Raw genomic sequence first — 12029 nt, 5'->3', positions numbered from 1 at the left:
AAACCGGCCAAGGACTACTCATCCTCGAGGCAATGAAAATGGAAAACGAAATCCCAGCACCAAAAGACGGAGTAGTAAAGAAAATCCTCATCAAAGAAGGCCAAACCGTCGACACCGGACAACCACTCATAGAACTCGGGTGATGGATAATGGCCGGACTGGAGCAGGCAATAATCGAATTCATCGAGAGCATGGGTCTCTTCCATCTCAGCCTCGGGAACGTGATAATGATACTCGTCGGTCTGACGCTCGTCTATCTCGCCATCAGATATGAGATGGAGCCTCTGCTCCTCCTTCCGATAGGCATAAGCGCCGTCATCGTCAACCTGCCGCTCACGGGCATAGCCGACGAGCCGCACGGACTGTTCTACCTTATCCACCACTACCTCATAAGCACGGAGATAGTGCCGTTGCTGATATTCTTCGGACTGGGAGCGATGACCGACTTCGGACCGATGATAGCAGACCCCAAGACGGCCCTGCTCGGCGCTGCCGCTCAGATAGGTGTCTTCGTTGCTATGCTGAGCGCAGTGCTGCTCGGCTTCACCCTGCCGGAGGCGGCTTCGATAGGCATCATCGGCGGTGCCGATGGGCCGACGACTATATACCTCACCACTAAGCTGGCTCCACACATTCTCGGAGCGACCGCTGTGGCAGCTTACTCTTACATGAGCCTCGTCCCGCTCATCCAGCCGCCTATCATCAAAGCCATGACCAGCAAGAACGAAAGGAGGATCAGAATGGAACAGCTCAGGCCCGTCTCCAAGAGGGAGAAGATAATGTTCCCCATCATCACCGCCATCGTCATCAGCCTCCTCGTTCCGAGCGCCGGGCCGCTCATTGGAATGCTCATGATAGGAAATCTCTTCAGGGAGAGCGGCGTCGTTGAGAGGCTGAGCAAAGCTGCTCAGGAGGAGCTAATGAACATCGTTACCATCTTCCTTGGACTCGGCGTCGGTTCGACTATGCGCGCTGAGAGCTTCCTCACCGTCCAGACACTCATGATACTTGGCCTTGGTGTCGTCGCCTTCGCCTCTGCAACCGCTGGAGGAGTGCTCCTCGGAAAGCTCATGATGAAGCTCAGCGGCGGCAAGATAAACCCGATGATTGGAGCGGCCGGAGTTTCGGCAGTTCCGATGAGCGCCAGGGTTGTCCAGCGCTTAGCGAGCGAGGAAGACCCGGGGAACTTCATACTTATGCATGCAATGGGTCCTAACGTCGCCGGAGTTATAGGAACTGCCGTCGTCGCTGGAGTTCTTCTCTCCGTCCTCGGCTGACCTTTTCTTCAAATTTTTGACGAGCCTAATGAAAACCTTAAATAGGAGAAGGACGCTTTAACCTAAAGCGGTGGTGAAGAAAATGCGCGTAAAAACTTTGATGACCCCCGACCCAGTGGTTATAGAGCTTCCGGCGACGAGGGAATACGCCCTCGACCTGTTTAGGAAGCACAAGGTAAGGTCATTCCCCGTCATCAACAAGAATACGAAGGCCCTCGTTGGAATAATAAGCATAAAGAGGGTTCTGCTCCATCCTGATGAGGAACAGCTGGCGATGCTAGTAAAGAGGGACGTGCCGACGGTCAAACCTAACGACGATCTAAAGAAGGCCGTCAGATTAATGCTCGAGATGGACTACAGGCGTGTTATAGTTGTGGACAACGAGAATCGCGTGCTTGGAATACTCACTGTCGGCGACATCGTGAGGCGCTACCTGTCAAAGAACGAGAAGCTGAAAAACGTTACGATAGAGAAATACTACCAGAAGAACGTCGGCGTTGTCTGGCGTGGAACGCCGCTCAAGGCCGCTTTGAAGGCCCTTCTCCTCTGCAACGCGATGGCCATCCCTGTCATAGACGACAACGGCAACCTCGTCGGAATGGTCGACGAGACCGACCTCCTCAAGGACAGTGAAGTGATAAGGGTCATGAAGAGCACCGCTCTGGCTGCCTCCAGCGAGGAGGACTGGATACTTGAAAGCAACCCAATTCTGCTCTTCGAGAAAGCCGAGCTCCAACTGCCCAAGAAACCCGTTGAGGACATAATGAACCGCGAGCTCGTAGTCGCGACGCCGCACATGAGTGTCTACGACGTGGCCCAGAAGATGGTCCAGTACCACATCGAGCAGCTGCCCGTCATAAGGGGCGAGGGCGAGCTCGTCGGCATCGTCAGGGACATGGACATCATAAAGGTCATCCTCAACAAGTGAGCTCTTCTCTTTTCCCAACATTTTAGCGGGTGTTTCTATGGAGGTAAAGCTCTCCCTCTTCGGCTTCGGAAACGTTGGTAGGGCCGTGGCGAGGGTTCTTCTCGAAAAAGAGGCCTTCTTCAAAGAGCGGTACGGCCTGAGCTTTAAGGCGGTGAGCATAGCCGACACGAGCGGAGTTGTATGGCTTCCAGAGGGAATAGACCTGAGGGAAGCACTCACCGTGAAGGAGACCTTCGGAAAGCTCTCGGCATGGACCAACGACTACGAGGTTTACAACTTCACACCGGGTGAAGCCGTTCAGGAGATAGACGCAGACATCGTGGTAGACGTCACCAATGATAAGAACGCCCACGAGTGGCATCTAACTGCCCTCAAAGATGGAAAGGCCGTCGTAACCAGCAACAAGCCTCCCCTGGCTTTCCACTACGCAGAACTGATGAGAGAGGCCGAGAAAAGAAGCCTTCCCTACCTCTTCGAGGCCACCGTCATGGCAGGAACGCCGATAATAACGCTCCTCCGCGAGGGTCTGAGGGGGGACACCGTAGAGAGAATCGAAGCAGTCCTCAACGCGACAACCACCTTCATCCTGAGCGAGATGGAAAGGGGCCTGGACTTCGAGGAGGCTCTGAAGAAGGCGCAGAGGCTCGGCATAGCGGAGCGCGACCCGAGCGGCGACATACTCGGCACAGATGCAGGATATAAGGCGACCATTCTCCACTGCCTCGTCTTTGAGCCGATAACGTTCGATAAGGCGAGCATTAGGGGCATCGTCGAGGTAACGCCCGGAGAGATTGAGAGGGCAAAAGCAAAGGGCAAAACGATAAGGCTAATCGCGACGGTGGAGAGAGGAAAAGTCGTCGTAGAGCCTAAAGAAATCCCGAAGAACAGTCCGCTCGCAGTTGAAAGCCACGAGAACGCGGCAGTGATAAAAACCGACCTCCTCGGCGAGCTTGTGATTAAGGGTGCTGGCGCGGGGCTGAAGGAAACCGCCAGCGGAGTGGTGAGTGATATCGTTATGGCGGCGCTGATGATGCGCTGAACTACCCAAACCTTTTTTAGTCCTACCGGAAGCCTAACTCCGGTGAGCCCATGGAGCACGTGATAGCGCTCCACCAGGTCTACGGCGAGCTGATATTCAGAGGCCTAAAGACGGTAGAGCTGAGGAAGAGCAGGGCTTTTGGCGAGGGGGACATCGTTTTCCTCTACATAGCGCGCGGAAACCCCTACGAGCTGAGGGACACGCTAAGGAGGCTCGGCCTTCACGAGGAGCAGACGCTGACCAAGAGGGGAACCATCGCCGGTGGCTTCGAGGTTGGAGAAGTCATTAAGGCTGATCTTGAGACGCTCTGGGAGATGACGAAGGATACGAGCGGTTTAACCCTCGTTCACGGTGAGAACGGGAAGAAATGGCTTGGACAATACATCAAGGACTACGGCTACGCCTTCACCATAGAAAGACCCTTCCTTTTCAAGGAGCCGATGAGCAGGGAGGAGATGAAGGAGCGCTACGGAATCCACGTGGAGGGCATAATTCATCTGTCGAGAAAAACAAGGAAGCCCTGGGTAAGGGCTTTGATAGAAGACCTCCTCGCGAGGGAGGCAGTCTATCTTTAATCGGAGTCCTTCTTTTCTTCCATCTCCTTCTCTGGGTCAACGATGACGTACGGCCCAAGGCTGAGGCTCTCGATTTCCTCCTGCGTTAAGAGCCTGCTCCTGACCTTCTCGCCTATCAGTGCGCTGTTGCCGAGGGGATCCATGATTTTAACTGTGAGCGGCTTTTTGCCTTCTCTGACGTCCTCGATGTACTGGAGTATCTCATCAACCCTCTTGACAGCTTCCTCGTCACCCTCCTGCTTCCTGAAGTCCCTAGCCATGAGGAGGGTCTCTCTGACCCTTTCAAGCACTCCCTCGACGTTGCTGACAAAGCCTTCCGCGGCCGGACCGGGCTCTATCTTGACTCCTATCTCGTCGAGCTCTATGGTTCCGCTCTTGCTCCTGACGACGCGCGTGAAGAGATCCTTCTCCTCCTCCACCTTCACAGTGTAGAGCTTTGGCGGTCTATCCTCGAGTATCATGACGTCGGCATTTCTATAGCCGCAGCGCTCGCAGATTATCGTGGACTCCATGACCTTGCCGAAGTAGGGTATCTCGTGAACGTACTGCAGAGCCTTGAGCGTGCCCTTGCCGCCGCAGATAGGACAGTCACCGAGGCGAATCTCCTGAATCTCTCCCTCTCTCTCACTCATCTCGCACCACCGAAGAATAGAACCCCTAAGCCCTTTATAAAATCATGGTATGGGAAAAAGAAAACCCCGTCACTTGGCTATCTTTATGTCCGCAGGGGTTAAAATCAGCTTTATTTCGTGCTTGCAGATTTTAGCGGCCTGACCGCCGAGGGCACTCACCATGCCCTTTATCTGCTCTGCGACCTTCTCAAGAACCTCCGGCTTGACCTCGAGCGGAGTGAGGTCGACTAAAACGATGTTGCCGTTCTGGAGCTCCTCTGAAATCCTCTCAAGGTCGGCGTAGCTGGTGACGACGATCTTCTTGAGGTACCTGACCTGGGGCTTGACTAGCTCCTTAGCAAGGACATCTTCCTCAAGGGGTACGACATCAATGTCACGCCTTGGAGCAGCAACCTCCTTCTTAATAGCAGAGAGTGGCTTCTTCTTGACCTTTTCGTCCTTCTTTTTGAGGCTATCAAACAATCCCATAACCTGTTCCCCCCAGTTAATCGTAAGGCTGGATTAATTTGGGCATTGGTGTTTATATCTCTTTCTGAAACTCGCCTGACCCCCTCTTGCCGCAGGCGATAGAGGCCAAAGCTACAAGGGAAAACTTTCACAAGGAAAAAGTAATCTAAACTAAGAGAAAATCTTTTCAGGAGATATTAGACAACAAGTTTTTTATTATAGCACTAGGTTTGATTTACTATTTATTACAGAAAAATTTATAAAATAATCAATGTTATTGTACCCCGGTGGTGATATAGTTCATTAACAAGACAGGTGATTATTATGACATTTAAAGACCCCCCTTTGCAAAAAATCCTAAAGAGCACTGAATTCATGAAGCAGGCTGCATTTTTCACCTCCCTCTGCGTTGGCAGGTTCTTTTTCCCGCACTCGGAAATAGATGGGGCATTTTCCAGCCAGTTTTACCAGTTGCTTACAGCCTATTTCATCATAACACTCGGGATAGTTTTCAGTTATGAGCTCCTCCATGACTTATTCCCAGCCAGGAGAGACGAATTTTCGAGGGCAACTCAAAAGGAGAAATGGGAACTGAGGCTGTTAATATCAGGCTACTTTGCATTTCTCTTGGCAACCCCTCGGGATGAAAAACTGACGCTCATAATTGCGTGGATATTCGGGATAATGTCCGCATACATATTCACAAAGATTAGGATGAGGGAATTCCAGTAGGCAAAAGTAAGCACCAACGGGCACCAAAGGACAAAAGAAAAAGGCTCACTCGGCCCCAACGGCCTCGAGAACCTTCTCCCTTATCTCTGCAGCCTTCTTGAGGGCGAGGTCTATGGCGTACATGACCTCTTCGAGCTTAAAGCTTCCGCCCTCGCTCTTCTGGACGGAGGATATCATGCCGTTCTCGTCGGTGGTGATGGTTATCCTGCCATCCATGACGCGCTCCTCGTCGAAGTTCGGGTCAACGAGGATGTTCTGCCCTATCTTGGCGAGGGTTACTGGAATCGGTATCTTGCTGACGGGCAGGGGCTCGTACTCGTCGAGTATCTGCACCTCGCCGCTCTCCTCGTCGTAGACCACCTTCGGCATCTTGGCGCTCATGAGCGCGGCGATAGCGCCTATTCCACTGGCGTCGAGCAGGTTACCGTCATGGTCAAGGACGTGCACATCAATGAAGACGACGCGGACGAGCTTGCCGGGAACTATGACGAGCTTCTCCAGCTCAACCGCTTCGCTCTCCCTTATGCCCCTGTCAACAACACGCGCAAGCTCGATGGCCCTCTCGTCCGGTGGTCCAGGCTCAAAGCTCGGTGAAGCAAGTGGGACGAGCTCGACGTTGGTGGTTATTACTCCCTTCTCTGGAAGGTCGGGGAAGGGCTCGCCCATGTCAATCTTGATTCCGACGAGAACCTGGGTGTTTCCGAGCTTTACCCACGCCGAGCCCTCGGCCTTTTCGATGACGTTGACCTTGATCTCCAGATCGCGGTAGTCCTCCAGCGAGCGACCGTCAACGCGCTTGCCCTCCTTGAGGAGAGCGAGGATGTGGTCGCGCATTATGCTGGCCATAACTTCCATCTCACTCACCTCCACCGACCTCCTCTGCTATTTTTAGATACTTCTCCTTCAGCGCCTCACGCTGCTTCTGGTAGACGGCCTTTGCACCCTTTATGGCGAGCCTCACAGCCTCGATGAACTCGTCTCTGGTGAGGTATCCATCCATCTGGAGGAGTGTAATGTCGTTCTTGAGAGGCATTATGGCAACTGGAACGTCCGCCTCGCCGTAGTTGTCCTCCTCCTTGTTGAGGTCGAGAACGATTTCGCCCTCTATCTTTCCGGCGGCGCATGCAGCCACAAGGTCCCTCATGGGTATTCCTGCATCCGCCAGAGCTAGCGAAGCGGCGGTAATTCCTGCAACCCTCGTTCCAGCGTCAGCCTGGAGAACCTCGATAAATATGTCTATAGCGGTCCTCGGGAACATCTCGAGTATCAGTGCCGGCTCAAGCGCACCCCTGATGACCTTACTTATCTCAACGCTCCTCCTGTCCGGACCGGGCTTCTTCCTCTCCTCCACGCTGAAGGGCGCCATGTTGTAGCGGACGCGGAGGATTGCCCTGTCAGGCCTCTGGAGGTGCTTGGGATGAATCTCCCTCGGACCGTAGACGGCAGCCAAAACCTTGTTCTTACCCCACTCAACGTAGGCAGAACCATCGGCGTTCTTCAGCACGCCGACCTCCATCTTAATCGGCCTGAGTTCGTACTTCTTTCTACCGTCTATTCTCCTTCCGTTCTCATCTATGAGCTTTAAATCCTCTGGCTTGCCCATCATTCTCCTTCACCCTCTCCAGCGGTTGGCTCTTCAATCTGGGGTATCTCCTCAATAACTCCCTGCTCCTTGAGTTCCTGAAGCCTGCTCATGAGGAGCTCCTTCACCCTGTCGGTGAGTCCCTGTGTGTGGCTCTCCCTGTCAACCTTGAGAATCGCTTCGATGGCGAGTTTCTCGAGCTCCTCCTTCTTTCCGCTGACCCAGACCCAGCCGTTCTGGCCAACAATTATCCTCGTGCCGGTCAGCTTCTTGATGAGGTTTATCATCGAACCGCCCTTTCCTATGAGCCTAGGCACCTTGGAGGGCGTTATCTTTACTATCTGACCTCCCCTAAGCGGCCCACCCTTGAAGGGCATTCCCTTGGTGGTCAGGTCTATCTGGTTGATCTCGTTGTAGGCTTTTATCTTGGCGTAGATTATGTCGCCTATGTCAAATATCTTTCTCAAGTCGGTCTTTAGGATGTCAATGCGCTCCTCAACGGCGTCCTGAACGCGCAGATTCGCCTGATAAGGCGCGCCGATGTCAACCGTCCAGTTGGAGAACTTGACGTCCACTATCTTCCCTATGACGTTGTCGCCGACCTCTGGTATGTAGGGGCCCTCGAGGGGGATAACCCTTATAGCGTCTCCCCTGATCTCCACGAGTCCTACAACCGTCGAGTAAATCCTGTTCCCTTCCCTGAAGGTTCCTCTTCCACTCTTAAACGGCCCCTGGGCAAGCAGAGTCCCAGGGACAACCAGTTCCCTATTTTTTACAAAAATCCGCCTCATAGTCCCTTCCTCTCTATCAGTTTAGTTATCGCGTTGCCCTTCGTAAGGGCGTTAAGCTTCTCATAAAACTCCTCCTCGACACCGCCGGGTATCTCGATGAGGAACATCCAAGAGCCGTCGCTGGCCCACTCCTCGCGCTTTATGTTGCCGAACTTCCTGACCTCACCGTAGGCCCTGCCCACGTAGTCACCGGGTATCTTAACCGCAATGACCTTCATCTCCATCTTTAGCGGCAGGATGGGCCTTATCGCCTTGATGATGCTGGGAACCTGAGCCTCTGCATCCTTGAAGAGGTCAACGTGGACACCTGCCTCCTCCATCGCCCTGAGGATTCTGTCAACCGGATGAGGGTAGCCGGTTCTCGGGTCAACCGCGTGCCTGTGAATGATAGTGGCAATATAGCGCCTCTTCTCTTCGAGCATTTGCCTCCTCTGCTCAGCGGTAAGCTGGACATCTCCCTTGCGAAGGATTATCTTAGCGACCTCGTAGGGGTCGCTCGTGCCGAATATTTTCTCCATCTCGTGCTCGCTGGCTTTATCGCCCTTGTGGGCGTCCTTAAAAACGTAAGGGGTAGCAAGAATCTCCTCTATCGGGACGTCCTTGCCCTCCTTGAAGTCCCTGGCTAGATAGGGGTCAACGAGTATCTCAAAGGTCTCGCCGTGGGTCTTAAGACGGGCGATGACTGCCTTATCGACGCTTATCGGCATCGCCCGTCACCTCAGTAGTTGCTGTCGAGCTCTGAATAATCCTCTTCCTTCTCCTCGACTTCTTCCTCCTTGACCTCCTCGAGGATCTCGTCGAGGTACTTAGCGACCTCTTCCTTGTCCATTTTCTTCCAGCGCTTGTCCTTCATGGTTATGTAAGCCACCTCTATGCTCTCCGGGCTCGGCTCTTCGAGGGTCTTTGCCAGGGCGAGGATGGCCAGCTTTATCGCGCCTTCCATGTCAAGGTCGTCGCTGTAGTGCTCCTCGAATATGGCCATGGCAATGTTCCTGCCGCTGCCTATCGCCACTGCTTTCCACTCAAAGTACGCCCCACTCGGGTCGGTCTCGTAGAGCTCGGGCTCCTCGTTAACGCCCGCCATGAGCAGGGCTGCACCGAAGGGCCTCACACCGCCGTACTGGGTGTGGGCCTGCTTGAGGTCACAGATCTTCTTCACCAGAACGGTGAGTGGAACGGGTTCTCCGTAAGTTAGACGATACACTTGGGCCTCCAGGCGGGCCCTGTCAACGAGAACACGGGCGTCGGCAATTATACCGCTTGGAGCGGCAGCTATATGGTCATCTATCTGGAATATCTTCTCGTAGCTGCTCGGCTCTATGAGCTTGCTGGTTATCCTCTTCTCGACGGCGAGAACAACACCTTCCTTCCACTTAACTCCTACAGCGGTAGCACCGCGCTTCACTGCCTCCCTCGCGTAGTTCACCTGGAAAAGCCTTCCATCAGGGCTGAAAACCGTAATAGCCCTGTCGTAACCTGCCTGCGGTGGCACAAACGCCATTTTACATCACCCCTATGGATTATCGCGATATCTCCTACTCTCTTTGGGATAATTCTCGGACGGCCTAATTAAGCTTTTCTATTTTTCCTCCAAACGCCAGCAGGGCCATCTTTCTGGCGGTTCTCTTTGCCATCTCCAGCGGCAGGAAAGCGAAGAGGAATATCACAACCGCCAGGACAAGGGAGGCGTTCCTGCCAAGGGGCTGGAATATCATGAGCGCGAAAGCGACTAGCATCATGACTAGGCCTAGGGCCAAAAACCTCTGGTACGTTCTCTTTAGGATTTCCATAGTTTCCTCCATCTCACCACCGAGGGGTTTTTATTACAAAGCGGTTTTAAGCCTTTGGTGTTGGGCATGAACTGTCCGTTCTGCAATCCAAGTGCTGAAGTCATCCTCTATGAAGACGGGCTGATCAGGATACTTATCGACTCATATCCAGCGAGCAGAGGCCATCTCCTTGTCGTTCCAAGAAGGCACGTGAAGCGCTGGGAAGACCTGAGGGAAGAAGAGAAGGCCGCGCTGGTCAGAGGCATAGACCTCGCGATGGAGAAGCTGAAGAAGGCGCTCAAGCCCGATGCGTTCAACATTGGCATTAACCTTGGGAGGGCGGCGGGGCAGACGGTTCCTCACCTTCACATGCACGTGATTCCAAGATGGGAGGGAGACTGCAGGCACCCACGTGGCGGCGTCAGAAAGGCGCTCCTCGATCTGGAAGACGAGAACTTGAACTTGAGAGAGCGATGGGAGAAGAACAGACTGAGTAGAGAGGAGATGGAGAAGCTCAGGGAAGCGTTTAACCGACCTCTCCATGCCCTGGAGGGTGAGACTTGAAGAAAAGTCAACTTTCCAGCTACTGTATTCCAAAAAGCAGGCTTTCATAGAAGTAATCACTTTGAGTGACAAAATTTTAAATCATTCGAAAAGCTTTTTTACTTTTTATACAAACTTAATTGCTTAAGCCCATCGTTGGGTGATGGCAATGAACAGAAGGGTATGTGCGTTACTATTGGACATATTGCTAATTCTTGGAGGACTTCCAACGGGAGCCTCAGTGAAAGAAACGCATCGCTACAGGGGGCGTTATCAACCCGTTCTTTGAAGGCTACCTGAAAGCATTGCCCAATGCAACGGAAGAAGAAAAGGAAGCACTGCTGACCCGTTGCTTCATCCGAACTGACACTGCTCTCAACAATCAAAAGGAGGGTTGAGTAAATGAAAAAAATCCCCATCCTGTTTTTACTCCTTCTTTTCCTCCCCTTAGCTTCAGCTGGAAAGGTTAACCTATTCAACTACCTGCCAAGCAATGAAACTGTAAAGTTAGTAACCTTCGAGTGTCACTCGAACTGTATGCCGGAAAAATGGTTTATGGTCGACAAACTAACCATCATAAAACCCTACAACGGAACTTCTGACGTCAAAATCACGATAACCGGAAACGAGAGCAGGCTGGAATTCATTCCGGCAAAAAACTTAACACCATTCTCAATCAGTGACATTAACTGGAGCAATTTGGAGAACGTCACAAAAACACGACAGCACACGACCCTTATGGAGCGGAATGGAAGGGAAGCTTCAACAGAATGAACGGGAAAATCTGGAGTAAAGGGATTAAACTTCAGTTCCACTGTAGCGACTGCGAGGTACACGGTTGTTTGCTGATTTTGGATATTAATTGCAGTACCAACGCAACAAACTGTAAAGTAATGTCACAGGTGCCACCAGACTGCGGAATGGACATGAGATACACCAAAACAACCACCACAACCACTCAAAAACCAGAAGACAAAGAAATCTGCGGACCAGCGTTGCTGATTGAACTCACACTCAATCCTCTGATCTTGAGAAGGAAAAAGCGTGATAGCTGAAAAAGCCGAACCCTTCATTTTTCCTACTCGACCGGATACTTCTCTTCGTTCTTCCTCAGCTTTCTTTTGACTGCCTCGTCGAGGTCTATTCCAAGCTCGTGGGCGAGGAGTGTAAGGTAGATTACGACATCCGCAATCTCGTCGGCTATCGCTTCCCTTTTGGCTGGGTTCTTAGCGAGTTCAAGAACCTCCTCGTCGGTCTCCCACTGGAAGTGCTCCAAAAGTTCGCCGAGCTCAACCGCTGCCGAGATGGCGAGGTTTTTGGGCGTGTGATACTTCGCCCAGCCTCGTGCATCACGGAAGGCCACAACCTTTCTCTCCAGCTCTCTGAAGTCCATGAAACCACCTCAGTAAACATGGGCATCGGTGTTTCTCAGCAACTCGAGCATCTTCAGGAACTCCATAAGTTCTTCCTTGGAGAAGTGCTCCTCTGCCTCATCTTCCGGGTCGAATTTGCTTAAGTATTCTCTGGCCTTCATTAGGTCATCAAGATCCTCCTGAAGCTCCAAAGCGCGCTGGGTGAACTCATAGCTCGTGTGCGGGCTCTCAAAGGCCCTGTTCTGGTTAGCTATTATGGCAATCTTAACGTTGGCTATCGTTTCGTCGAGCAGTTGGATGAGTTCTCCAATCTTCATTTCCATTCACGTTGAGACTTTCTC

Annotated in this window: 19 protein-coding genes; 9 read left to right on the top strand and 10 right to left on the bottom strand. The window is 52.5% G+C overall.

The annotated features are described in order from the left end of the window. The 5 genes from E3E26_RS09255 to E3E26_RS09235 form a co-directional block, all read left to right on the top strand. A partial coding sequence (locus E3E26_RS09255) for a biotin/lipoyl-containing protein (RefSeq protein WP_167901012.1) occupies positions 1 to 143 on the top strand: 143 nt, incomplete at its 5' end. Positions 144 to 149: 6 nt separating this feature from the next. Next, positions 150 to 1277, top strand: coding sequence for a sodium ion-translocating decarboxylase subunit beta (locus E3E26_RS09250; RefSeq protein ID WP_167901011.1), 1128 nt, complete (start codon positions 150 to 152; stop codon positions 1275 to 1277). 82 nt (positions 1278 to 1359) lie between these two features. After that, entirely contained in the window at positions 1360 to 2205 is an 846-nt protein-coding gene (locus E3E26_RS09245; RefSeq protein ID WP_167901064.1) for a CBS domain-containing protein, read from the top strand. A 37-nt stretch (positions 2206 to 2242) separates the two neighbouring features. Further along, positions 2243 to 3244, top strand: a complete 1002-nt coding sequence (locus E3E26_RS09240) for a homoserine dehydrogenase (RefSeq protein WP_167901010.1) — start codon at positions 2243 to 2245, stop codon at positions 3242 to 3244. Between the two features lie 50 nt (positions 3245 to 3294). Further along, positions 3295 to 3819: an ASCH domain-containing protein gene (locus E3E26_RS09235; RefSeq protein WP_167901009.1), complete on the top strand. Its 525-nt coding sequence runs from the start codon at positions 3295 to 3297 to the stop codon at positions 3817 to 3819. Here the strand turns inward: E3E26_RS09235 and E3E26_RS09230 are convergent. Then, complete coding sequence (locus tag E3E26_RS09230) at positions 3816 to 4451, bottom strand: ZPR1 zinc finger domain-containing protein (RefSeq protein WP_167901008.1); 636 nt, start codon at positions 4449 to 4451, stop codon at positions 3816 to 3818. The genes E3E26_RS09235 and E3E26_RS09230 overlap by 4 nt on opposite strands. Positions 4452 to 4520: 69 nt before the next feature. Next, positions 4521 to 4919 (bottom strand): cell division protein SepF, encoded by a 399-nt coding sequence (locus E3E26_RS09225; RefSeq protein ID WP_167901007.1) that lies wholly within the window; start codon positions 4917 to 4919, stop codon positions 4521 to 4523. Between the two features lie 303 nt (positions 4920 to 5222). On the opposite strand from E3E26_RS09225, the gene E3E26_RS09220 reads away from it, so the two are divergent. Further along, the gene (locus tag E3E26_RS09220; RefSeq protein ID WP_167901006.1) at positions 5223 to 5630 is read left to right on the top strand and encodes a hypothetical protein; all 408 of its coding nucleotides are present in this window, start codon (positions 5223 to 5225) and stop codon (positions 5628 to 5630) included. Between the two features lie 45 nt (positions 5631 to 5675). On the opposite strand, the gene rrp42 is transcribed toward E3E26_RS09220, so the two are convergent. The 6 genes from rrp42 to E3E26_RS09190 all read right to left on the bottom strand — a co-directional run bounded on the left by rrp42 (position 5676) and on the right by E3E26_RS09190 (position 9805). Continuing rightward, a complete protein-coding gene (gene rrp42, locus E3E26_RS09215; protein WP_167901005.1) occupies positions 5676 to 6485 on the bottom strand; it encodes an exosome complex protein Rrp42 in 810 nt (269 codons plus the stop codon). A gap of 1 nt (position 6486) precedes the next feature. After that, the gene (gene rrp41 / locus E3E26_RS09210) at positions 6487 to 7236 is read right to left on the bottom strand and encodes an exosome complex exonuclease Rrp41 (RefSeq protein ID WP_167901004.1); all 750 of its coding nucleotides are present in this window, start codon (positions 7234 to 7236) and stop codon (positions 6487 to 6489) included. Then, positions 7233 to 8003: an exosome complex RNA-binding protein Rrp4 gene (gene rrp4 / locus E3E26_RS09205; protein ID WP_167901003.1), complete on the bottom strand. Its 771-nt coding sequence runs from the start codon at positions 8001 to 8003 to the stop codon at positions 7233 to 7235. The genes rrp41 and rrp4 overlap by 4 nt, the downstream gene beginning before the upstream one ends. Further along, positions 8000 to 8710 (bottom strand): ribosome assembly factor SBDS, encoded by a 711-nt coding sequence (locus E3E26_RS09200; RefSeq protein ID WP_167901002.1) that lies wholly within the window; start codon positions 8708 to 8710, stop codon positions 8000 to 8002. The genes rrp4 and E3E26_RS09200 overlap by 4 nt, the downstream gene beginning before the upstream one ends. Positions 8711 to 8721: 11 nt before the next feature. After that, a complete protein-coding gene (gene psmA / locus E3E26_RS09195) occupies positions 8722 to 9504 on the bottom strand; it encodes an archaeal proteasome endopeptidase complex subunit alpha (protein WP_167901001.1) in 783 nt (260 codons plus the stop codon). A gap of 64 nt (positions 9505 to 9568) precedes the next feature. Beyond that, positions 9569 to 9805: a hypothetical protein gene (locus tag E3E26_RS09190; RefSeq protein WP_167901000.1), complete on the bottom strand. Its 237-nt coding sequence runs from the start codon at positions 9803 to 9805 to the stop codon at positions 9569 to 9571. A 54-nt stretch (positions 9806 to 9859) separates the two neighbouring features. Between E3E26_RS09190 and E3E26_RS09185 the strand changes: the two genes are divergently transcribed. From E3E26_RS09185 to E3E26_RS11400, 3 genes are all read left to right on the top strand, one after another. Then, entirely contained in the window at positions 9860 to 10336 is a 477-nt protein-coding gene (locus tag E3E26_RS09185; protein WP_167901063.1) for an HIT family protein, read from the top strand. Between the two features lie 381 nt (positions 10337 to 10717). Continuing rightward, positions 10718 to 11089: a hypothetical protein gene (locus E3E26_RS09180; RefSeq protein ID WP_167900999.1), complete on the top strand. Its 372-nt coding sequence runs from the start codon at positions 10718 to 10720 to the stop codon at positions 11087 to 11089. Then, positions 11086 to 11370 (top strand): CGP-CTERM sorting domain-containing protein, encoded by a 285-nt coding sequence (locus tag E3E26_RS11400; protein WP_167900998.1) that lies wholly within the window; start codon positions 11086 to 11088, stop codon positions 11368 to 11370. Before E3E26_RS09180 ends, E3E26_RS11400 begins: the two co-directional genes overlap by 4 nt. A 23-nt stretch (positions 11371 to 11393) precedes the next feature. Here the strand turns inward: E3E26_RS11400 and E3E26_RS09170 are convergent, their stop codons facing one another. Continuing rightward, on the bottom strand, positions 11394 to 11708 hold the full coding sequence (locus E3E26_RS09170; RefSeq protein ID WP_167900997.1) for a nucleotide pyrophosphohydrolase: 315 nt from the start codon (positions 11706 to 11708) through the stop codon (positions 11394 to 11396). A 9-nt stretch (positions 11709 to 11717) separates the two neighbouring features. Then, positions 11718 to 12005, bottom strand: coding sequence for a hypothetical protein (locus E3E26_RS09165; RefSeq protein WP_167901062.1), 288 nt, complete (start codon positions 12003 to 12005; stop codon positions 11718 to 11720). Positions 12006 to 12029 lie beyond the last annotated feature (24 nt).

The sequence above is a fragment of the Thermococcus sp. LS1 genome (assembly GCF_012027395.1).
In the GTDB taxonomy this organism is placed as follows: Archaea; Methanobacteriota_B; Thermococci; order Thermococcales; family Thermococcaceae; genus Thermococcus.
The sequence above is the reverse complement of the archived record's forward strand: the minus strand, read 5'-3'. Positions and strand labels throughout refer to the sequence as shown.